Raw genomic sequence first — 20,251 nt, 5'->3', positions numbered from 1 at the left:
AGGCCAGGGAATGACAATCCAGACCCTCATCGGTATCGACGTCGCCAAACACGAACTCGTGGTCTATCGCCAGGACCTCGAGATCCAGGAAGCCTTGGAAAATCGCAAGCCTATCATCAAGCAATGGTTGCGTGGCCTACCCCCTCATTGTGCGATCGCCGTCGAAGCCACCGGGACCTATCACGTCGCGCTGATCGAACTGGCTTACCAATACGGCCACGAGATCTTCGTGATCGATGGCTACCAGCTCAATCATTACCGGCAAGGCATCGGCGGTCGAGCGAAGACCGACAGCAGTGATGCCCGGTTGCTAGCACGCTACCTCAGCCGGGAGCGTGAAATGCTGCGGGCCTGGACGCCGCCGCCGGCCGCGTACCGGTCACTGCAGAGCCTTCTGCGGCGCCGCGCGACACTGGTCCAGGCCCGGGTGGCGATTCAGCAGAGCTGCACCGAACTGCCGTGGCTGGCGTCCCATCTCAAGCGTCTGGTCGCCCAGTTGGCGCGGATCGATCAGGTGATCCAGGCGCGCCTCCGCGTGATCGTCCGAGAGGCCGGGCTTCACCACCAGGTGGCTCGCTGCCAGGCCGTGGAGGGAGTGGGAGAGCTGACCGCCACCGCCTTGGTGATGGCCTTCCTGCGGGGAGACTTCCGGCACAGCGACGCCTTCGTGGCCTTCCTGGGCCTGGATGTACGAGTACGCGATTCGGGCAAGCAGCGAGGGCGGCGCAAGCTGACCAAGAAGGGTGACCCAGAGGTCCGGCGGCTACTGCACAACGCCGCCATGGCCGCCAGCCGCCAGCCGACGTGGAAAGAGATGTATCAGCGATACCGGTCCCGAGGACTCAAGACCACCCAGGCCCTGGTGATCCTGGCCAGGAAGCTGGCTCGCATTGCGTTTTCGTTGATGAAACACCAGACAGAATATCGCCCTCCGAGCCTCATGAAGGCTTGAAGGGCAACATAGAATCTCCCACAAAGATCCCAGCATCCTGCAGACACAGCGCGGCCCCGCCTCTCTCGAGGCGGGGCCGCGGTCACCGAGCGGTGGGGATCAGCTCAGCGAGATGGTGCTGTTGATGCCGCTGGAGACGTTCTCCGGCTCGTACCAGCGGGCGGTGACGGTCTTGGTCTGTGTCCAGAAGGCGATGGCCTGCTTGCCGTTGGGGCCCAGGTCGCCCAGCTTGGAGCCGCGCGAGCCGGTGAAGCTGAAGTAGGCGACCGGCACCGGGATCGGCACGTTGATGCCGACCTGGCCGACGTCGATGTCGGTCTCGAAGCGACGCGCCACCCAGCCGGAGTTGGTGAAGATGGAGGTGCCGTTGCCGTTGGGGTTGGCGTTGATGAACTCGATCGCCTCGTCCAGGGTGTCGACGCTCACCACGCAGAGCACCGGGCCGAAGATCTCCTCGCGGTAGATGGTCATCTCGGGCTTCACCTCGGCGAACACGGTGGGGCCGACGAAGTTGCCGTCCGGGTAGCCCTCCACCTCATGGCCGCGGCCGTCGACCAGCAGCCTGGCGCCCTCCTGCTCGCCGGCGGTGATCAGCCGCTCGACGCGCTCCTTGGCCTGGGGGGAGACCAGCGGGCCGAGGTCGGCATCACGCTGGGTGCCGGGACCGACCTTCATGTTGCGGGCGCCCTCGACGATATCGTCCAGCCACTCGCGGGCCTCGCCCACCAGCACCACCACGGAGTTGGCCATGCAACGCTGACCGGCGGCGCCGAAGGCGGAGCCCAGCAGGTTGTTGATGGCCTGGCTGCGGTTGGCATCCGGCATCACCACGCAGTGGTTCTTGGCGCCCATCATCGACTGCATGCGCTTGCCGGCGGCGGCGGCGCGGTTGTAGAGCAGCGTGCCCACGTGGGTGGAACCGATGAAGGAGAGCGCCTTGATGTCGGTATGGTCGGCGATCTGGTTGGCCACGTCCGGGCCACCGTGGACCACGTTGAGCACCCCGGCCGGGATGCCCGCCTCGTGGGCCAGCTCGACCAGGCGCATGGTGGAGCTCGGGTCCTGCTCGGAGGGCTTGAGCACGAAGGTGTTGCCGGTGGCGATGGCCAGCGGGAACATGAAGCAGGGCAGCATGATCGGGAAGTTGAAGGCGGTGATACCGGCACCCACGCCCAGCGGCTGGTTGAGGGTGTAGACGTCCACCTCGCTGGCGGCATTCTCGGCCAGCTCGCCCAACTGCAGGGAGGTGATCGAGCAGGCGTGCTCCACCACTTCCAGGCCGCGGCCCACCTCGCCCTCGGCGTCGGGGAGGGTCTTGCCGTGCTCCTCGGTGATCAGCGCAGCCAGCTCGGCGGTGTTGTCGCGGATCAGCGCCTGGAGCTTGAGCATGATGCGCATGCGCTTGCCCAGCGGCACCTTGCGCCAGGTCTTGAAGGCCTCCTTGGCGCTGGCCACGGCGCGCTCCACTTCCTCCGCGGTGCAGAACGGCACCCGGGCGACCACCTCCTGGGTGGCCGGGTTGACCACGTCGCGCCACTCCTGGCTCTGGGACTGGACGTTCTGGCCATCGATGACCATGGGGATTTCGCGGACTGACATGGGCGTGCTCCTCTCTGTGCGGTCGCTGCCCGGGGATCGGCTTGTTGTTGGATGGCTGCCGTGGATCGCCCTGGCATTAGACTTTGTGTGTATAAAAACACGGAAGGTGATGACAACGAGTCTATCCAGACGTCGGATGGCGTGACAACGGGCACTCGGGCACATTGTTTGTGCACACATGCACAGACACTCGATCGCAGGAGATCGGGCAACACCAGCGACCAATGAGGGCATCCATGCTCGACTGGCAGGATATCCAGATCTTTCTCGAGGTGGCGCGCAGCCAGCGGCTCACCGATGCCGCCCGACGGCTGGGGCTGGACCACTCCACCCTCTCCCGGCGCACCCGGCGCTTCGAGCAGAAGCTCAATACCCAGCTCTTCGAGCGCAGCACCCACGGTTACCACCTCACCGAGGCGGGCCAGCAGCTGCTCGCCCACGCCGAGGAGATGGCCCGCCACGCCTTCGAGGCCGGCGAGAGCCTCACCGACAAGAACCACCAGATCAGCGGCCAGATCCGCCTCGGGGTGACCGAGGGCTTCGGCACCTGGGTGATCGCCCCGCTGCTCTCGGCCTTCTGCGAGCGCCATCCCGGCGTGACCCTGGACCTGCTCGCCCTGCCCCGGGTGGTCAACCTGAGCCGCCACGAGGCGGACCTGGCCATCACCGTGGAGCGCCCGGTGAGCCCGGGCCTGGTGATCTCGCGGCTGTGCGACTACCGGCTGCGGCTCTACGGCAGCGAAGGGTACCTCGCCCGCCACGGCCGGCCTCGGCGCCTGGCCGAACTGGGTGCGCACCGCCTGGTGGGCTACGTCGACGACCTGATCTTCAGCGAGCAGCTCAGCTACCTGGAGCCGCTGCTCGACCCCGCGGTGGTCGGCCACCCCGGGCCGCACTTCGCCATGCGCAGCACCAGCGTGACCACCCAGCACGCCGCCTGCCTGCACGGGGCGGGCCTGGCCGTGCTGCCCTGCTTCATGGCCAGCGCCTCGCAGGCACTGGTGAACGTGCTGGAGGAGGAAGTGGCGATCGACCGCCAGTTCTGGATCACCGCCCGCCAGGAGCAGCGCCGCCTGGCCCGGGTGCGGCTGCTGTGGGACTTCCTGCGCGAGGCGCTGGAGGTCAACCGCGCCTTCCTGATGGGCGAGAGCCGCGAACTGCTCCTTCCCGGTGCCTGAACCCCGGCTGCATCAGCGGCACGACAGCTCACGAGCCGCTTCGCGACCGGCGATGGCGCCCATCACCACGGCGCTGAGCAGGCCGTTGCCGGACAGGTAGCCGCTGTCGTTCGACCCGGACACCCCGCGGGCCGCGCCGCCGGCGGCGAACAGGTTGGGGAGCGGCGCCCCGTCGCCCTTGAGGACCCGGGCCCGGGTATCCACCTCGAGGCCACCCTGGGTGTGGAACAGGGCACCGGTGACCCTGATGGCACGGTAGGGCGGCGCCAGCAGGGTCTCGAGGGCGAAGGTGCGCCCGAAGCCGTCGGGCTCGCCGCTCTCGGCCAGCGCCCTCATCTCGGCGAAGGTCTCCTCGAGGGCCCCCAGCGGCATCTCGAGCCCCTCGGCCATGGCCTCCAGGCTGTCGAAGGTGCGCACGGCGCCGGCGTCGAGGGCATTACGGTAATCCTCGAACTCCAGGGCCGCCTCGTGGATGCGGTCATCGAAGAGGTTCCAGGCGATGCCCCCCGGCTGGGCCAGCACCTTGGCGGCCTGCTCGGAGTAGCCGCCGTGCTCGCTGGAAAAGCGCCGCCCCTCGCGGTTGACCTGGATGCCTCCGCGCATCATCAGCGCCCAGGAGATCAGGGTCTGGTGAGGCGTGGCCAGCGAGCCGTGCCCCTGGCACGCCCCCAGGTCCTTGAGGCTGGCCCCCATCGCCTCCCCCCACAGCAGGGCATCGCCCTGGTTACCCTCGTGCCCGTGGTAGAGCGCATCCTTCAGGGAGGGGATATGGCGAGCGACCAGCTCGGGATTGCCCCCGTAGCCGTTGCAGGCCAGCAGCAGGGCGTCACAGCCGATGGCCTCGCGGCTGCCGTCGGGGCGCTCCAGGGTCACGCCGCGCACGCGGGTCTCGTCGTCCACGTGCAGATCGACGACCCGCGCCTGGGTAAGGATGTCGATACCGGCTGCCTCGGCGGCATTGAGCAGGCAGCCCATCAGCTCCTCCCCGGTGCGCCGCGGCGTGGCATGCATGCGCATGCGGCTGTGCCCCGGGTAGAGGAAGCCCTCGACCAGGTCGAAGGGAATCCCGTGGGTGTCCGCCAGCCACTCCACCACGCGGCCGGAATAGTCGGCCAGGGCCTGGACGATGGCGGGATCCGCCTCGTGGCCGTTCTTGGCCTGGATGTCGGCGGCCATCAGTTCGGGGGCGTCCTCGACGCCCTTCTCGGCCTGAAAGCGGGTTCCGGCGGCCGGGATGAAGCCGGACGACATGAAGGTGCTGCCGCGAGGCAGCGCATCGCGTTCCAGCACCACCAGTTCGGTGCCGCACTCCCGGGCCGCCAGTGCGGCCACCAGGCCACAGGCGCCGCCGCCGATGATCACCAGCGGCAGGTGGGCCTCGAAGGCCGCCTCCTCGCGAAAGGCCACGATGCCCATCAGCGTGACTCCCCCTGGCTGGCCAGGAAGGCATCGAGGATCTCGCCGGCCGGGGCCTGCCAGACCGCCTCATGGCCGGTGACATGGGCCAGCACCTCCTCCAGGCAGCCGATGCGGTGGGGCTGCCCCACCAGCCAGGGATGCAGGTTGAGCGCCAGCAGCCGGCCGCCCTCGCGGCGCGACTCCTCCACCAGGAAGTCGAAGGCGTCCTTGACCTGCTCGACCCAGGAATCCTCCGAGTGCAGGTTCTGGCACATCACGAACTGGTCCTCGATCTCGGTGGTCAGCGGCATCATCATCAGCGGGCCGCCATCGGTCGTGAAGGCGTAGGGCAGCTCGTCGTTGACCCAGTCGCCGCAGTACTCGATGCCGTTCTCGACGAGCAGGTCCGGGGTGTTCCAGCTCTGGTGCCTGGCCGGGCTCAGCCAGCCGCGGACCGGCTGGCCGGTGAGCTCGCGCAGCGTCTCCACCGAGCGGCGCACGATCCCGGCCTCCTCGTCGCGGTCCTGGCCACCGGTGTGCAGGTGGTCCATGTTCCAGCCGTGGCAGAGGAACTCGCCGCCGAAGCCCTTCAGGCGCTCCAGCAGGTAGGGTGTCTGCTCGGCCAGCTGGGCGTTGATGGCCCAGGTGGGGCGCACCCCGAAGCGCTCGAAGGCCTGCAGCAGGCGGTAGATCCCCACCCGGTTGCCGTAGTCGCGCAGCGAGTAGTGGCGCAGGTCCGGGTAGGGCATGGTCATGCCGTTGGGCACCTTGAAGGGCACGCCGCGCTGGTTGAGCGGGTAGAACTGCAGCGAGACGTTGATCCACACCGCCAGCGTCCTGCCCGCAGGCCACTGCACGGGGGAGCGCTCGGCCAGCATCGACCAGGCGTAGCGGTCGTGGTCGTAGCCATGGCGGCGCCAGGGATAGGTCAGGTAGTCCGGTTCCAGGGACGGGGTCGTGACAGTCATGGCTCAGCTCCTCCCGGCCGCGGCGGCCTTGGCATCGATGTCGCGCTGGGCGGCGTCATGGTGGTTCTCGAGGTAGTGCCGGGCGATCTCGCGGCCGGTGGTCACCCACACATCGCTGTGCCCGGTGATGTACTCCAGCGCCTCCTCGAAGGCCTTGATGCGGTGCGGGCAGCTGATCTGGTAGTTGTGGGTCGGGATGCACATCACCGTGCCCGACTCGGCGCCCTCGGCGTAGAGCCGGTCGAAGTGGCGCTTGAGCATCGTCAGGTAGTGGCGCGGTTCCACCTTGTTCACCGCATAGACGATGGTGTCGTTCATCTCCAGCGAATAGGGCACCGAGACGAACCGACGCCCCGAGCGCAGCCGGATCGGGGTCGGCTGGTCGTCGTGGAAGAGGTCGCAGGTGTAGATGCCGCCCTCCTCGCCGAACATCTCCTGGCCCACCTCGGCGAACAGGTCCAGGGTGCGCTCCGAGTGGGAGAGCGCCGGCGCCAGGTAGCCGGCGCACTTCTGGCCGGTGTGGCGGTGGATGGTCTCGATGCCGTCGCGGATCATCTCCCGCTCCTGCGCCTCGCTCATGCCGTAGGTGTAGCGGGTGTTGTAGATGCCGTGGCTGAAGAACTCCCAGTCGCGCTCGCGGCACATCTCGATGATCTCGGGATGATGCTCGCAGAGCGCCACCGACAGCGACACCGAGCCGCGCACGCCGTACTTGTCGAGCAGCGCCATCTGGCGCATGTGGCCGACCCGGTTGCCGTAGTCGCGGATGCTGTAGCCGGGCACCGAGGGGTGCGGCGTCGGCCAGGGCTTGCGCTGCGGGTTCTGTGGCGGGTCGAGCTCGTAGTACTCGATGTTGGGGGCCACCCAGAAGGCGACCCGGGCCCCGTTCGGCCAGGTGATCCTGGGGCGGTTCTCCCAGGGCCAGTAGTCGTAGGCTCCCAGTGTTTCCTTCATGCTGAACCCTCCTCCTCCACTCTCGCCTGATCCGGTCTCGCCTCTTGCACTCTCGCCGCCGGCCGGCTCAGGGCTGCTCGGCGATGCGCGACTCCAGCCAGCTCAGCACGTCCGCCACCGGCATGACGTCGGCATACTTGAGGTGCAGATCGGTGAGGTTGGCGTAGTGGTAGCTCTCGTGCTTGTCGGCCACGCACTCCATGGGGACGATGGTGCGATAGCCCCGCGACAGGCTCTCCACGGCGGTGGCGCGGATGCAGCCCGAGGTGGAACCGCCGGTGACGATCACGGTATCGACCTGGTGCCAGACCAGCAGCGACTGCAGCGGGGTCTCGAAGAAGGCCGAGGGCATGCGCTTGGTGTAGACGACATCCTTCGGATCGATCTCCACCCGCTCGTCGAAGGCGGCGCGGTCGGAGCCGTACTTGATGTTCTGCAGCGAGTCGGGGGTATCGGTGCGGGTACCCCACACCCCGGCGTCCTCGGCGGAGTCGAGGAAGGCCACATGGGTCCAGACCACCGGCCAGCCGAGTGAGCGGAAGGCGCGGGCCAGCCGGTTCACGTGGTCGAGCTGGTGGGGATCGGTCTCGTAGGCGGTCTTGTAGAGGTCGGTGCGGGTGTAGGCCTTCTGCGGGTCGACATTGACCAGCACCGCCTTGTTGCCGAACCCGAAGGGCACCCGCTGGGGGTTGGCCATGACCTCGTGGAAGATTTCCCTGGCGGTCTTGTCGGTCGTGATCATCTGGTATCTCCCGAAGTGGTGGTGGCCGGGCGCCTCGGGGGCGCCAGCCGTCAGCGATTCTCGTATTTCTGTCCCAGCTCCAGCATCGTCCGGGTGCCGAGATAGTCGTTGAGCTGCCCGAAATCGAGCATTCGGTCGCGGAAGGCGTCCGTGGTGCCGTCCCGGCGCAGGGTAGCGAAGAACTGGCTGGCCATGTGGGTGACCGCCCTCACCAGGGCACCGGGAAAGATGACCAGCGAGAAGCCCAGCGCCTGAAGCGCCTCGGCGTTCTGCAGCGGTGTATCGCCGCCTTCCACCATGTTCGCCATGATCGGTACCCGGCCGCGGAACTCGCTCATGATGCGGGCGATGTCCTCGTCGCTGCGGATGCCCTCGATGAACAGCATGTCGACCCCGGCATCGCGGTAGGCCCGGGCCCGCGCGATGGCGCCCTCGGTGCCCTCCACGGCCAGGGCATCGGTGCGCCCGATGATCAGGGTCCGGTCGCTCTCGCGGGCATCCAGCGCCGCCTTCAGCTTGCCGACCATCTCCCCGGTGGACACCAGGGTCTTGCCGCGCAGGTGGCCGCAGCGCTTGGGGTAGGTCTGGTCCTCGAGCTGGATGGCGTTGGCGCCGGAGCGCTCGAGCATGCGCACGCTGCGCATGACGTTCATGGCATTGCCGAAGCCGGTGTCGCAGTCCACCACGATGGAGGCCTCGGTACGCTCGCGGATGTGCGCCAGGGCATCGTTGACCTCGGAGAGGCTGAGCAGCCCGATGTCCGGGCGCCCCAGCTGGGTATAGGCCAGGCTGGCACCGGACAGGTAGACGGTGTCGAAGCCGGCCTGCTCGGCGAGCGACGCCCCCAGGGCATCATAGACACCGGGGGCAACCACGATGTCGGGAGCGTGCAGCCGCGCCTTGAGGTCGTTGGCAGGTTGAGTCATGGCAATGGAATTCCTCGAATCACAGGGGGGGGACGGGCGAGCCTCAGGCGCTGGCCAGCGCCAGGTCGTTCCAGACGCTCTGTCGCGACAGCTTGCCGTCGCGCACCTCGAAACGGTCGATGAAGCGGATACCATCGAACGTGCTGCCGTCCGGCCATTCGCCGTACAGCTCGCCGTGGCAGACCACCACCGCATGGTCCCCCTTGTCGCAGCTGTCGAAGGCGGTGAAGCGCTTCTTCACGAACCGGTAGCGACCACGCGCCCAGGCCACCAGCTCGTCCAGGCGGCTCATCACCCCGCTGCCGGGAAACTCCATCGTGAAGTCATCGGCGAGCAGGGCCGAGGCGACCTCCAGGTCACGGGCCTCCATGGCATCGAGGAAGGTGCGCACCAGCGCCTCGGGGCTGGGCGGAGCCGCTGCCTCGGCGCCGGGCGCACGGGCACGCCCCCCGCGCATGTAGCCGTCGGGGTCGACCTCGTGAAGGAAGATGGTGATGGCCTCCGGGTCCGCCTCGATCGTGTGGCGGACGGCATCGGTCAGCCGCGAGCAGAGGCGCTGCTTGAGCTCTCTGGAGTAGCCGCTGATCAGACTGACCTGAACGACGGGCATGGGCGTCTCCCTGGGGTTGTTATCCTTGTTGTCCACGTTTCACTCTCGCATGGCACAACAACCTGTACTATGCATAATACATTTCTATGTCCACTTGACTGCCGGCGTCAAGTTCCGAGAAACGATCAAGGTACGTGCCATGAACGACACACACGCGACTTCCGTGGGAGGCACCAAGTCCCATCGCATCTTCCTGCTGCTCAAGGACGCGATCCTCAGTGGACGCCTGCCCCCGGGACGCAAGCTGCCAGGCGAGATCAAGCTCGCCGAGCAGCACGGCGTGTCACGGGTCACCGTCCGCCGCGCCATGGAGGCCCTGCGCGAGGCGGGGATGGTGGCCCGCAAGCCGGGGCTCGGCACCGTGGTGCTCGAGCAGCCGCTGGATGCCACGGTGATGACGGCCAGCGTCTCCAACCTGCTGCCCAACATGGTCAAGATGAGCCAGGCCTCGCGGGTCAGGCTGCTGGAGTTCAGCTACGTGAAGCCCCCGGAGACGGTGCGCGACAGCCTGGGCCTCGACGGCCGCGAGCGGGTGCAGCGCTCCATACGGGTGCGCATGGCCGACGACAAGCCCTTCTCCTACCTGGTGACCCACGTCCCCGAGTACATCGCCCTGCACTACAACGAGGCGGATCTCTCCAGCATGCCGCTGTTCGCCCTGCTGGAGCGCAGCGGCGTGCGGGTCGACCACGCCTCCCAGACGATCTCGGCGATCCTGGCCACCCACGAGGTCGCCGAGGCGCTGGACGTGTCCGTGGGCTCGCCGCTCATCTCCCTGACCCGCGTCGTCTACGACGAGGAGGGGCGTGGCGTGGAATACCTGGATGCCCTCTACCGGCCGGACCGCTATCGCATCCAGATCGACCTCAACCGCACCGGGGACGAGGAGTCACGCTACTGGGAGCCGATGGCCACCGAGGCGTAGCAGGCGCATCAAATGTTCTATTATTGATACATTTAAAAAACGACAGAAAATACATTTGACCTGTGCCATTCAGCTGCGCTAGTTGTATCTGACCAGCGACGGATAATGATTCCGAGCGACCGAGCCACCAGACGACGGAAGCCCCGGCGGGCCAAGCGACCATGACAATGCCAACCACGCTGTTCGACAAGGTATGGGACGCCCACGAGATCCATCGCAGCGAGAGCGGCGAGAGCCTGCTGTGGATCGACCGGCACTTCGTGCACGAGGGCTCCTTCCACGCCTTCAACAAGCTGCGCGAGCGTGGGTTGCCCGTGGCGCGGCCGGACCTGACCTTCGGCATCGCCGATCACTACGTGCCGACCCTGACCCGCCGCCTCGATGCCATCGGCGACGCCCGGATCCGCGGCATGATCGAGCAGCTCTCCGACAATACCCGCGAACACGGCATCACCCTGTTCGGCCTCGACGATCCCCGCCAGGGCATCGTCCACGTGCTCGGCCCCGAGCAGGGGCTGACCCAGCCGGGCCTGCTGATGGTGTGCGGCGACAGCCACACCTCCACCCATGGCGCCTTCGGCAGCATCGCCTTCGGCATCGGCGCCTCGGAGGTGGCCCACGTGCTGGCCACCCAGACGCTCTGGCAGACGCGGCCGAAGCAGATGCGCCTCACCGTCGAGGGCGCCCTGCCCCCCGGCATCACGGCCAAGGACATCGCCCTGACCTGGATCGCCCGGCTCGGCGCCGACGGCGCCCGCGGCCATGCCATCGAGTACGCCGGCAGCACTATCCGCAGCCTCTCCATGGAGGCCCGGCTGACCCTGTGCAACCTCTCCATCGAGGGCGGTGCCCGCTGCGGCATGATTGCTCCCGACGCCACCACCTTCGACTACCTGCGTGGCCGCCCCTTCGCCCCGGGCGAGGACAGCCGGGAACAGGCCCGGGCCTTCTGGCAGACGCTGAAGAGCGACGCTGACGCACGATTCGACCGGGAGGTGACGCTGGACGCCAGCGAGATAGCGCCGACCGTGACCTGGGGCGTCTCGCCGGAGGAGGCCCTGCCCATCGACCGGTGCGTGCCCGACCCGGCCGACATGGCCGATGCCGGCAAGGCACGCCAGGTGCGCGACAGCCTCGAGTACATGGGCCTCGAGCCGGGCCAGAAGCTGACCGACATCGCCATCGACCGCGTGTTCATCGGCTCCTGCACCAACGCGCGCCTCGAGGACCTCCGCGCGGCGGCGGAGGTCCTCAGGGGCCGGCGCAGCCGGGTGCCCGGCATCGTGGCGCCCGGCTCCACCCGGGTGAAGCACCAGGCGGAGGCCGAGGGCCTCGACCGGGTCTTCGTGGCGGCCGGCCTGGAGTGGCGCGAGTCCGGCTGCTCCATGTGCGTGGGCATGAACGGTGACCTGGTCCCCAGCGGCGAACGCTGCGCCTCCACCACCAACCGCAACTTCAAGGGCCGCCAGGGGCCGGGCGCCAGGACGCACCTGATGTCCCCGGCCATGGTGGCCGCCGCCGCCGTGGCCGGCCACCTGGCCGACATCCGCGAACTCTGAGGGGAGCCCCGATGGAACCCATCAAGACCCTGGAGGCCCTGGCCTGCCCGCTGCCGCTGGCCAACGTCGACACCGACCAGCTGATCCCCGCGCGCTTCATGAAGGAGCCGCGGCGTGTCGGCTACGGGCAGTTCCTGCTTCACGACCTGCGCCACGACGAGGCCGGCAAGCCGCGCGAGGACTTCATCCTCAATCACCCCGCGGCCGGCGAGTCGCGCATCCTGGTGGCCCGGCGCAACTTCGGTGCCGGCTCGTCCCGGGAGGCCGCGGTGTATGCCCTGGTGGACTTCGGTTTCCGCTGCGTCATCGCCCCGAGCTTCGGCGACATCTTCTCCTCCAATGCGGTCAACAACGGCCTGCTGCCGGCTACCCTTCCGGAAGAGGACATCGAACGCCTGCTCGACCACCTGGGCGACGCACCCGGGCCGCTGCGAGTGGACCTGGAGGCATGCCGCATCCAGGCCGGGGACCTCGTGATGGAATTCACGATCGCGCCGGGCTGGCGCACCAAGCTGCTCAACGGCTGGGACGACATCGACCTGACCCGGCAGCATGCGGACGCCATCCGGCGCTTCGCGAGAGACTATGCCAGGCAACATCCCTGGCTCGACGTGACACCCCCCCGGGAAGACGTCATCACCCGGGGGTAACGCTGACGCCAGCCCCTCAGGGGCCAACGACAAACGGCAAGACCACTACCCGCTGTTCACAAGGAGAACAACCATGAACAAGGCACTCATCGCCCCCCTGGGCCTCGCCGCCCTGATGGCCTCCGGCCATGCCCTGGCCGTCGACCGCATTACCGCGGTTCACGCCTTCCCGCCCTCGCTGATCTACACCCAGAGCTTCCTCGAGTTCGTCGACAAGGTGAACGAGCGTGGCGAGGGCGTGGTGCAGATCGACGTGCGGGGCGGCCCCGAGGTGATCGGCCTTTCCGAGCAGCCTGACGCCGTGCGCAACGGCGTGGTGGACATGGCCTACACCGCGGCCAGCTTCTACGCCGGCACCGTGCCCGAGCGCGACGCCATGGTCGCCTCCAACACCAACGCGACCTTTGCCCGCGAGAACGGCGGCATCGACCTGCTCAACCAGATCCACCAGGACAAGATGGGGGTCTACTACCTGGGCTGGTTCGACAGCGGCGTGAGCTACAACCTCTACACCATCAACGAGCCGCGCCTCGACGACGACGGCAACCTGAGCGTCTCCGGCCTGACCCTGCGCAGCAACCCGGTGTACGACGCCTTCTTCCAGGACTATCTCGGCGCCCAGCCGATCAGCCTGCCCACCACCGACGTCTACTCCGCCCTGGAACGCAACGTGGTGAACGCCACCGGCTGGACCCAGATCGGCCTGAAGGACCTGAACTGGGACCGCTTCCTCAACTACCGCATCGACCCCGACTTCTTCTCCACCGACATGGGCGCGATCGTCAACCTGGACAGCTGGAACAGCCTCAGCGAAGCGTCCCGCGAGATCCTTCAGGAAGTGGCCATCGAGCACGAGCGCGAGAGCGCCGAGCGCTTCGAGGTGCTGGCCCGGGAACAGCAGGCCGAGCTCGAGGCCGACGGCATGCAGGTCTTCCGCCTGGAAGGCGAGGCCGGCGCGACCTTCTCCGAGGCCGCCCGTGAAGCCACCTGGGAGCGCATGCGCCGCCAGATGGAGCGCCACCCCATGGGCCTGGAACACTACGACGAGCTGATCGAGAAGTTCAACGACCTCTGAGGCTGACGGGGCCGGCCGCCATGCGGCCGGCCCCCGTGCCGTCAGGTCCGCTCGCCCCCACCTTCGCGTCCAGGGATCCCTATGCGTTTCGCGAGTCGTGCTTATCTGCTGTTGCTCAACGGCATGGCCCTCATCGCCGCCACCATGCTGGTCTGGCTGATGGTGGCCATCGTGCTCTCCGTGGTGATCCGCAACCTCGGCCTGCAACCCTCGGCGTGGTTCTTCCTTTCCACGGAGTACGCCATGTTCTATCTCACCCTGCTGGGCGCCCCCTGGCTGGTGAGGCACAAGGGGCATGTGCATATCGAGCTGCTCACCTCGATCCTGCCGCCGCTGGCGCTGCAGGTCCTGAGCCGCCTGGTGGCCCTGCTGTGCGTGGCGGTATGCGTGGTGCTGGCCTGGAAGGGCTATGACCTGGTGTCACTCAACCTGGCGCGCAACGATTACGACGTGCGCGCCTTCTTCGTGCCCAAGTGGATCCTCACCATCGCCTACCCGGTGTGCTTCTCCATGATGGCCATCGAATTCGCCCGCTTCGTGGTCGGGCGGGACATCCTTCACAGCGGCGAAGCGGGGATAAAAGAGTAATGGAATGGTATCTGGCACTGGCCTTCCTCCTGACCCTCATCCTGGCCTTCATGGCCATCGGCACGCCGATAGCGCTGGCCTTCCTGGCCGCCAACGTGATCGGCGCCTGGCACTTCATGGGCGGCCAGAACGGCATCATCCAGCTGCTCAACAACGGCTTCGGCGCCCTGTCGAGCTTCAGCCTGGTGCCGATTCCCCTCTTCCTGCTGATGGGAGAACTGTTCTTCCGCACCGGCCTGGGCATGAAGATGTTCAACGCCATCGACCAGCTGATGGGCAAGGTCCCCGGCCGGCTCTCCTACGTCACCGTGGTGGGCGGCACCGGCTTCTCCACCCTGAGCGGCTCCTCCATGGGATCGACGGCCCTGATGGGCTCGCTGCTGGTGCCCGAGATGGAGCGGCGTGGCTACAAGAAGCGCATGGCCATCGGGCCGATCCTCGGCACCGGCGGCCTGGCCATCATCATCCCGCCGTCGGCACTGGCCGTGCTGCTCGCCACCCTGGCCAAGATCGATATCGGCGCCCTGCTGATCGCCGGCATCCTCCCGGGCCTGCTGCTGGCCGGGCTCTATGTGGCGACCATCTGGATCCAGACCCGCCTGGATCCCTCGGCGGCCCCCACCTATGCGCTGGAGCCGGTTCCCCTGGCCGCCAAGCTGAAGCTGGTCCTCACCGACATCCTGCCGATGATCAGCGTCATGATCCTGATCGTCGCACTGATGCTGACGGGCTTCGCCACGCCCTCCGAGGCGGCGGCCTTCGGTGCGCTCGGGGCGATCCTCCTGGCTGTCATCTACCGCTGCATGACATGGGAGGCCTTCAAGCTGTCGGTCGCCGGGGCCCTCAAGGTGACGCTGATGGCCTACCTGATCGTCTTCGGCTCCGCCACCTTCAGCCAGCTGCTGGCCTTCTCGGGTGCCTCGAGCGGCCTGATCCACTGGGCCACCAGCTTCGACCTGGCACCCATCCTGATGCTGCTGGCCATGTTCGCGGTACTGCTGGTGCTCGGCACCTTCATGGAGCAGATCTCCATCATGATGCTGACGGTGCCGTTCTTCTTCCCGCTGGCCCAGGTGCTGGGATTCGACCCCATCTGGTTCGGCATCATCACCCTGCTGGCGCTGGAGATCAGCTTCTCCACGCCCCCCCTGGGGCTGCTGCTGTTCGTGATGAAGGGCGTGGCCCCGAGCGGCACCACCATGCGCGAGATCTATGCCGCCGCCATCCCCTATATCCTCTGCTCGATGCTGCTGGTGGCCATCCTGGTGATGTTCCCCGCCATCGCCACCTGGCTGCCCGGGATGCTGAACTGACCGGGGGCTCCGACGATCGCCCTTGCCGCCTCCACCGAGCGCTCGTGCTGCGGGAACGTCCCGCGGCTTCATGCCCCGCCCTTCGGCAGGCGTAGCAGCTCGACGCCCGATTGCCCATGAAGATTCTCTATCGATGCGGTCGGCAATCCCGCATTGTGCCAATGGATTCAGGGGGAGTAGCTTGGGGAGTAATCGGGGGCGGAGCTGCGGCCTTCAGCCGCCGGGTCGCCGATGGTTGATACCGCTCATTGTCCCCCCGAACCGCCATCGTCTATACAGAGGTGGCAGTCTCCTCAACGCAGCCAGATGGGATTGGAGAGCGATATGGGTGATCAGCAGCAAACTGGCAAATGCCCGGTAATGCACGGCGGCAATACCGTCTCGGGCCATTCGAACATGGACTGGTGGCCGGAAGCCCTCAACCTGGACATCCTCCACCAGCACGATCGCAAGACCGACCCGATGGGCGAGGACTTCGACTATCGCCAGGAGGTCAGGAAGCTCGACTTCGACGCCCTGAAGAAGGACCTCCACGACCTGATGACCGACAGCCAGGCCTGGTGGCCGGCCGACTGGGGCCACTACGGCGGCCTGATGATCCGCATGTCCTGGCACGCGGCCGGCACCTACCGCATCGCCGACGGCCGAGGTGGCGGCGGCACCGGCAACCAGCGCTTCGCGCCGATCAGTTCCTGGCCGGACAACGCCAGCCTGGACAAGGCGCGCCGCCTGCTGTGGCCGATCAAGAAGAAGTACGGCAACAAGCTCAGCTGGGCCGACCTGATCATCCTGGCCGGCAACGTGGCCTACGAATCCATGGGCCTGAAGACCTTCGGCTTCTCCTTCGGCCGCGAGGACATCTGGCACCCCGAGAAGGACATCTACTGGGGCGCCGAGAAGGAGTGGCTGGCCCCCTCCGACGAGCGCTACGGCAGCGTCGACAAGCCCGACACCCTGGAGAACCCCCTGGCCGCGGTGCAGATGGGCCTGATCTACGTCAACCCGGAAGGCGTGAACGGCCAGCCGGATCCGCTCAAGACCGCCGAGCAGGTACGCATGACCTTCGCCCGCATGGCGATGAACGACGAGGAGACCGCGGCGCTGACCGCCGGTGGCCATACCGTGGGCAAGACCCACGGCAACGGCGATGCCGACGCGCTGGGCCCGGAGCCCGAGGCGGCCGACGTCGAGGAGCAGGGGCTCGGCTGGACCAACCCCAACATGCAGGGCAAGGCCGCCAATGCGGTGACCTCCGGCATCGAAGGGGCCTGGACCAAGTACCCGACGAAGTTCGACATGGGCTACTTCGACATGCTGCTCGACCACGAGTGGGAGCTGAAGAAGAGCCCCGCCGGCGCCAACCAGTGGGAGCCCGTCGACATCAAGGAGGAGGACAAGCCGGTCGATGCCAGCGACCCCTCCATTCGCCACAATCCCATCATGACCGATGCGGACATGGCGATGAAGATGGACCCCAGCTATCGGAAGTACATGGAGGCGTTCCGCAAGGACCCGAGCTACTTCCAGGACGCCTTCGCGCGGGCCTGGTTCAAGCTGCTCCACCGTGACCTGGGACCCAAGTCCCGCTATATCGGCCCGGAAGCGCCGGAGGAGGACCTGATCTGGCAGGATCCGGTACCGGCCGGCAGCAGCGACTACTCCGTCGAGGCGGTCAAGCAGAAGATCGCCGAGAGCGGCCTCTCCATCGCCGAGATGGTCAGCACCGCCTGGGACAGCGCGCGCACCTTCCGCGGTTCCGACTTGCGCGGCGGCGCCAGCGGTGCACGCATTCGCCTGGCCCCGCAGAAGGACTGGGAAGGCAATGAGCCCGACCGCCTGGCCAGGGTGCTGAAGGTGTACGAACGGATCGCCGCCGACACCGGTGCCAGCGTGGCCGACGTCATCGTGCTCGGCGGCAGCGTGGGCATCGAGCAGGCCGCCAGGGCCGCCGGCCACGACATCCTCGTGCCCTTCTCGCCGGGCCGCGGCGACGCCACCGACGAGATGACCGACGCCGACTCCTTCCAGTACCTGGAGCCGCTGGCCGATGGCTTCCGCAACTGGCAGAAGAAGGAGTACGTGGTCAAGCCTGAGGAGATGCTCCTCGACCGTGCCCAGCTGCTGGGGCTGACCGCTCCAGAGATGACCGTGCTGATCGGCGGCATGCGGGTGCTGGGCACCAACCACGGCGGCACCACGCACGGCGTGTTCACCGACCGCGAGGGTCAGCTGACCAACGACTTCTTCGTCAACCTGACCGACATGGACAACGCCTGGAAGCCGACGGGCAACAATCTCTACGAGATTCGCGACCGCCAGACCGACCAGGTGAAGTGGACCGCCAGCCGCGTCGACCTGGTGTTCGGCTCCAACTCCATCCTGCGCTCCTACGCCGAGGTCTACGCCCAGGACGACAACCAGGAGAAGTTCGTCAAGGACTTCGTCAAGGCCTGGACCAAGGTGATGAACGCCGACCGCTTCGATCTGGAGAAGCTCCAGGGCTGATGGTGGCCCGAGCCAGGCACTCGGCCTGGCTTGCCGACAGAGACGCCCGGGTCATCCCGGGCGTCTTTCTGTCAGGGGCCCACCCACGGGCTCAGCCGCGCAGCATCACCACCAGGATCAGCAGCGGGCAGACCACACGGATATACCAGGGCCAGAGCTTCCAGAACAGGGTGCCCTCGATCTCCGGGGCCCCCTGGCGCAGCTCCTGAAGCCTGGCGTTGCGCGACAGCAGCCAGCCCACATAGAGGCACACCAGTCCCCCCACCAGCGGCATGCTGTAGCTGATGGTCAGGGTGATGGCCCAGTCGAACAGCGGCTCGAAGTAGACCAGGATAAGGGTGGCGATGGCGAAGGTGACCACCGCCATCAGCCAGGTGGCCGGGCGACGGCGGATCAGGCCGGTCTCCTCGAGGGTCGAGACGGGCACCTCCAGCACCGGGAACATGGAGGTCAGCGCGGCGATGGCCAGCAGCGCGAAGAAGATCAGCTCCAGGCCCAGCCCCAGCGAGCCCATGGCCTCGAAAAGGGCAGGCATCACCGCGAACAGCAGGGTCGCCGAGCTCTGCAGCTCGCCGGCCTCGTTGAACACCTCCACGCCCAGGCCATGGGCCACGAACATGGCCGGAATGATCAGCAGGCCGGCGACGAAGGCCACGCCCATATCGATCAGCATCACCTGGGCCCCGACCCGCGGCAGGTTGGCCTTGCGGCTCAGGTAGGAGCCGTAGACCACCATGGCGCCGACGCCGATGGACAGGGAGAAGAAGGCCTGCCCCATGGCGTCCAGCAGCAGCTGCCCATCGATCCGCGAGAGGTCCGGCACCAGGTAGGTCTTCACCCCCTCCCCGGCGCCGGGGAAACTCAGCATCACCGCGATCAGCCCCAGCATCATCACCAGCAGCAGCGGCATCAGCCGCTTGGTCCAGCGCTCGATGCCCCTGTTCACCCCGGCCAGTACCACCGCCGCGGTGATCACCATGGCCGCCAGGGTCAGGCTCCAGTCCCGCCAGAAACTCCCTTCGCCAAGCCAGGCCGCCGCCCCCTCGAGGCCCAGCAGCCGGGCCAGGGCCAGGAGGGCATGGCCGATCAGCCAGCCGGTGACGATGGCATAGAAGGCCTGCCCCAGGCAGGCGGCCAGCAGCGCCAGGCCGCCGACCCCCTGCCCCAGGCGCCGTGGCAGGCCGCGCCCGCCCACCCGGCCCATGGCATTGATGATGCCGCTCTGGGCATAGCGTCCCAGGGTCAGCTCCGCCATCAGCGCCGGATAGGCGAGGATAAAGGCCATGACCACATAGACCAGCAGGAAGGCGCCACCACCGTTGTTGGCGGCCATGGAGGGGAAGCTCCAGACGTTGCCGAGCCCCACCGCCGCCCCGGCGGCGGCCATCAAGAAGCCGAAGCGGCTGGAGAACTGGGCGCGACCGGCGGGCACCTCGGCAGAGGCGGTGGCGCCAGCGGCACTGTTGGCTTGCGATATTGTCATTGGAATGGTCTCACCAGGTTGATACGTCGGCTCAGCGAGGCAGCGCCCCGGGCCGCTCGAGAATGTCGAAGTGATCACAGTCGGGCAGCGGGCGGAGTTCCACCGCCACCCCGCCCGCCCGGGCCCGCTCTTGGAGTGCCTCGCCCTGGGCCCGGAAGGCGGGCGGATCGAACTCGCCATGCACCAGGGTCAGTGGCGGCAAGCCTTTCAGGTCCTGGCACAGGGGACTGAGTCGCTCGGCCCGCTCGTCATCCAGCCCCAGGGGCGCATCGATATAGGTCCCCACCAGGGGGCGCAGGTCGTAGATGCCGCTGATCAGCCAGAGGCCGGCGATGCCGGTCAGGCGCACCTCCCCCAGGCAGCTCATCAGCGCCAGCTGGGCGCCGGCGCTATGGCCGCCCAGGTGGATGCAGCCATCCAGGCCCAGGGCGCTCGCCTCGCGGCGCAGGGTTGCCACCCCCTGGCGGCAGGCCGCCACCATGGCCTCGATACCGGCCCCCGGCGCCAGGGGATAATCCAGGGAAGCGAAGGCCCAGCCCCGCGCCAGCCAGGGCGCAGCCATGAAGTCGGTGGCCGCGGCATCCAGCTCCTGCCAGTAGCCCCCGTGCAGGAAGACCATCAGCGGCCAGGGCCCCTCCCCTTCGGGGAGAAAGAGGTTGAGCCCCTCCCGCGACCCCGCCCCATCGCTCAGCCGCCTCGGCGGATGGCGCTCGCGCAGCCGGGCGCCGAGGTGGGCCTGGCGCGCCAGGGTGGCTTCGAAGCCCCGGGCCCAGCGGCTCGGCGAATAGGCCCGCTCCCGCGCGGCACGATCCTGATCGAGGCCCAT

18 protein-coding genes are annotated in these 20,251 nt (G+C 67.6%); 9 read left to right on the top strand and 9 right to left on the bottom strand.

Annotated elements, in window-relative coordinates; translation table 11 throughout:
- Window positions 1–10: 10 nt before the first annotated feature.
- Entirely contained in the window at window positions 11–952 is a 942-nt protein-coding gene (locus tag ACOMD9_RS05040; protein WP_421412491.1) for an IS110 family transposase, read from the top strand.
- 99 nt (window positions 953–1,051) lie between these two features.
- Here ACOMD9_RS05040 and ACOMD9_RS05035 read toward each other — a convergent pair whose 3' ends face one another.
- Window positions 1,052–2,551: a CoA-acylating methylmalonate-semialdehyde dehydrogenase gene (locus ACOMD9_RS05035; RefSeq protein ID WP_421412489.1), complete on the bottom strand. Its 1,500-nt coding sequence runs from the start codon at window positions 2,549–2,551 to the stop codon at window positions 1,052–1,054.
- 236 nt (window positions 2,552–2,787) lie between these two features.
- Between ACOMD9_RS05035 and ACOMD9_RS05030 the strand changes: the two genes are divergently transcribed.
- Entirely contained in the window at window positions 2,788–3,729 is a 942-nt protein-coding gene (locus ACOMD9_RS05030) for a LysR family transcriptional regulator (RefSeq protein ID WP_421412487.1), read from the top strand.
- A gap of 12 nt (window positions 3,730–3,741) precedes the next feature.
- Here the strand turns inward: ACOMD9_RS05030 and ACOMD9_RS05025 are convergent, their stop codons facing one another.
- The 6 genes from ACOMD9_RS05025 to ACOMD9_RS05000 all read right to left on the bottom strand — a co-directional run bounded on the left by ACOMD9_RS05025 (window position 3,742) and on the right by ACOMD9_RS05000 (window position 9,327).
- Window positions 3,742–5,145, bottom strand: a complete 1,404-nt coding sequence (locus ACOMD9_RS05025) for an FAD-dependent oxidoreductase (protein ID WP_421412485.1) — start codon at window positions 5,143–5,145, stop codon at window positions 3,742–3,744.
- The gene (locus tag ACOMD9_RS05020) at window positions 5,145–6,095 is read right to left on the bottom strand and encodes a polysaccharide deacetylase family protein (protein WP_421412483.1); all 951 of its coding nucleotides are present in this window, start codon (window positions 6,093–6,095) and stop codon (window positions 5,145–5,147) included. Before ACOMD9_RS05020 ends, ACOMD9_RS05025 begins: the two co-directional genes overlap by 1 nt.
- A gap of 3 nt (window positions 6,096–6,098) precedes the next feature.
- On the bottom strand, window positions 6,099–7,049 hold the full coding sequence (locus tag ACOMD9_RS05015) for a polysaccharide deacetylase family protein (RefSeq protein WP_421412482.1): 951 nt from the start codon (window positions 7,047–7,049) through the stop codon (window positions 6,099–6,101).
- 67 nt (window positions 7,050–7,116) lie between these two features.
- Complete coding sequence (locus ACOMD9_RS05010) at window positions 7,117–7,791, bottom strand: isochorismatase family protein (protein ID WP_421412481.1); 675 nt, start codon at window positions 7,789–7,791, stop codon at window positions 7,117–7,119.
- A gap of 50 nt (window positions 7,792–7,841) precedes the next feature.
- Window positions 7,842–8,717, bottom strand: a complete 876-nt coding sequence (locus tag ACOMD9_RS05005) for an isocitrate lyase/PEP mutase family protein (RefSeq protein WP_421412480.1) — start codon at window positions 8,715–8,717, stop codon at window positions 7,842–7,844.
- Between the two features lie 43 nt (window positions 8,718–8,760).
- Complete coding sequence (locus tag ACOMD9_RS05000; protein ID WP_421412478.1) at window positions 8,761–9,327, bottom strand: nuclear transport factor 2 family protein; 567 nt, start codon at window positions 9,325–9,327, stop codon at window positions 8,761–8,763.
- Between the two features lie 139 nt (window positions 9,328–9,466).
- Here ACOMD9_RS05000 and ACOMD9_RS04995 point away from each other — a divergent pair, with 139 nt between their 5' ends.
- The 7 genes from ACOMD9_RS04995 to katG all read left to right on the top strand — a co-directional run bounded on the left by ACOMD9_RS04995 (window position 9,467) and on the right by katG (window position 17,942).
- Window positions 9,467–10,252, top strand: coding sequence for a GntR family transcriptional regulator (locus tag ACOMD9_RS04995; protein ID WP_421412477.1), 786 nt, complete (start codon window positions 9,467–9,469; stop codon window positions 10,250–10,252).
- A gap of 161 nt (window positions 10,253–10,413) precedes the next feature.
- Window positions 10,414–11,811, top strand: a complete 1,398-nt coding sequence (gene leuC / locus ACOMD9_RS04990; protein ID WP_421412476.1) for a 3-isopropylmalate dehydratase large subunit — start codon at window positions 10,414–10,416, stop codon at window positions 11,809–11,811.
- An 11-nt stretch (window positions 11,812–11,822) separates the two neighbouring features.
- Window positions 11,823–12,461: a 3-isopropylmalate dehydratase small subunit gene (leuD, locus tag ACOMD9_RS04985; protein WP_421412475.1), complete on the top strand. Its 639-nt coding sequence runs from the start codon at window positions 11,823–11,825 to the stop codon at window positions 12,459–12,461.
- Between the two features lie 73 nt (window positions 12,462–12,534).
- A complete protein-coding gene (gene dctP / locus ACOMD9_RS04980) occupies window positions 12,535–13,536 on the top strand; it encodes a TRAP transporter substrate-binding protein DctP (RefSeq protein ID WP_421412473.1) in 1,002 nt (333 codons plus the stop codon).
- A gap of 81 nt (window positions 13,537–13,617) precedes the next feature.
- Complete coding sequence (locus ACOMD9_RS04975; protein ID WP_421412471.1) at window positions 13,618–14,124, top strand: TRAP transporter small permease; 507 nt, start codon at window positions 13,618–13,620, stop codon at window positions 14,122–14,124.
- Window positions 14,124–15,437 (top strand): TRAP transporter large permease, encoded by a 1,314-nt coding sequence (locus tag ACOMD9_RS04970; RefSeq protein ID WP_421412469.1) that lies wholly within the window; start codon window positions 14,124–14,126, stop codon window positions 15,435–15,437. The genes ACOMD9_RS04975 and ACOMD9_RS04970 overlap by 1 nt, the downstream gene beginning before the upstream one ends.
- Before the next feature lie 324 nt (window positions 15,438–15,761).
- Complete coding sequence (gene katG / locus ACOMD9_RS04965) at window positions 15,762–17,942, top strand: catalase/peroxidase HPI (RefSeq protein ID WP_421412468.1); 2,181 nt, start codon at window positions 15,762–15,764, stop codon at window positions 17,940–17,942.
- A 91-nt stretch (window positions 17,943–18,033) separates the two neighbouring features.
- On the opposite strand, the gene ACOMD9_RS04960 is transcribed toward katG, so the two are convergent.
- Both ACOMD9_RS04960 and ACOMD9_RS04955 read right to left on the bottom strand, forming a co-directional pair.
- On the bottom strand, window positions 18,034–19,425 hold the full coding sequence (locus tag ACOMD9_RS04960; protein WP_421412466.1) for a sodium-dependent transporter: 1,392 nt from the start codon (window positions 19,423–19,425) through the stop codon (window positions 18,034–18,036).
- A gap of 31 nt (window positions 19,426–19,456) precedes the next feature.
- Window positions 19,457–20,251 (bottom strand): alpha/beta hydrolase, encoded by a 795-nt coding sequence (locus ACOMD9_RS04955; RefSeq protein ID WP_421412465.1) that lies wholly within the window; start codon window positions 20,249–20,251, stop codon window positions 19,457–19,459.

Origin of the sequence: Halomonas terrestris, from assembly GCF_049166755.1 — a bacterium.
GTDB lineage: Bacteria > Pseudomonadota > Gammaproteobacteria > Pseudomonadales > Halomonadaceae > Halomonas.
Note: the sequence above shows the minus strand (reverse complement) of the source record. Positions and strands in the feature narration are given on the sequence as shown.

Excerpts from the sequence above, each read along its gene's own strand:
- leuD (WP_421412475.1), top strand. The coding sequence starts at position 11,823 with ATGGAACCCATCAAGACCCTGGAGGCCCTGGCCTGCCCGCTGCCGCTG.
- ACOMD9_RS05015 (WP_421412482.1), bottom strand. The coding sequence starts at position 7,049 with ATGAAGGAAACACTGGGAGCCTACGACTACTGGCCCTGGGAGAACCGC.
- ACOMD9_RS04960 (WP_421412466.1), bottom strand. The coding sequence starts at position 19,425 with ATGACAATATCGCAAGCCAACAGTGCCGCTGGCGCCACCGCCTCTGCC.
- leuC (WP_421412476.1), top strand. The coding sequence starts at position 10,414 with ATGACAATGCCAACCACGCTGTTCGACAAGGTATGGGACGCCCACGAG.
- ACOMD9_RS05000 (WP_421412478.1), bottom strand. The coding sequence starts at position 9,327 with ATGCCCGTCGTTCAGGTCAGTCTGATCAGCGGCTACTCCAGAGAGCTC.
- ACOMD9_RS04995 (WP_421412477.1), top strand. The coding sequence starts at position 9,467 with ATGAACGACACACACGCGACTTCCGTGGGAGGCACCAAGTCCCATCGC.
- ACOMD9_RS04970 (WP_421412469.1), top strand. The coding sequence starts at position 14,124 with ATGGAATGGTATCTGGCACTGGCCTTCCTCCTGACCCTCATCCTGGCC.
- ACOMD9_RS04975 (WP_421412471.1), top strand. The coding sequence starts at position 13,618 with ATGCGTTTCGCGAGTCGTGCTTATCTGCTGTTGCTCAACGGCATGGCC.
- ACOMD9_RS05030 (WP_421412487.1), top strand. The coding sequence starts at position 2,788 with ATGCTCGACTGGCAGGATATCCAGATCTTTCTCGAGGTGGCGCGCAGC.
- ACOMD9_RS05040 (WP_421412491.1), top strand. The coding sequence starts at position 11 with ATGACAATCCAGACCCTCATCGGTATCGACGTCGCCAAACACGAACTC.
- dctP (WP_421412473.1), top strand. The coding sequence starts at position 12,535 with ATGAACAAGGCACTCATCGCCCCCCTGGGCCTCGCCGCCCTGATGGCC.
- ACOMD9_RS05020 (WP_421412483.1), bottom strand. The coding sequence starts at position 6,095 with ATGACTGTCACGACCCCGTCCCTGGAACCGGACTACCTGACCTATCCC.
- katG (WP_421412468.1), top strand. The coding sequence starts at position 15,762 with ATGGGTGATCAGCAGCAAACTGGCAAATGCCCGGTAATGCACGGCGGC.
- ACOMD9_RS05010 (WP_421412481.1), bottom strand. The coding sequence starts at position 7,791 with ATGATCACGACCGACAAGACCGCCAGGGAAATCTTCCACGAGGTCATG.
- ACOMD9_RS05035 (WP_421412489.1), bottom strand. The coding sequence starts at position 2,551 with ATGTCAGTCCGCGAAATCCCCATGGTCATCGATGGCCAGAACGTCCAG.
- ACOMD9_RS05025 (WP_421412485.1), bottom strand. The coding sequence starts at position 5,145 with ATGGGCATCGTGGCCTTTCGCGAGGAGGCGGCCTTCGAGGCCCACCTG.
- ACOMD9_RS05005 (WP_421412480.1), bottom strand. The coding sequence starts at position 8,717 with ATGACTCAACCTGCCAACGACCTCAAGGCGCGGCTGCACGCTCCCGAC.
- ACOMD9_RS04955 (WP_421412465.1), bottom strand. The coding sequence starts at position 20,251 with ATGGGCCTCGATCAGGATCGTGCCGCGCGGGAGCGGGCCTATTCGCCG.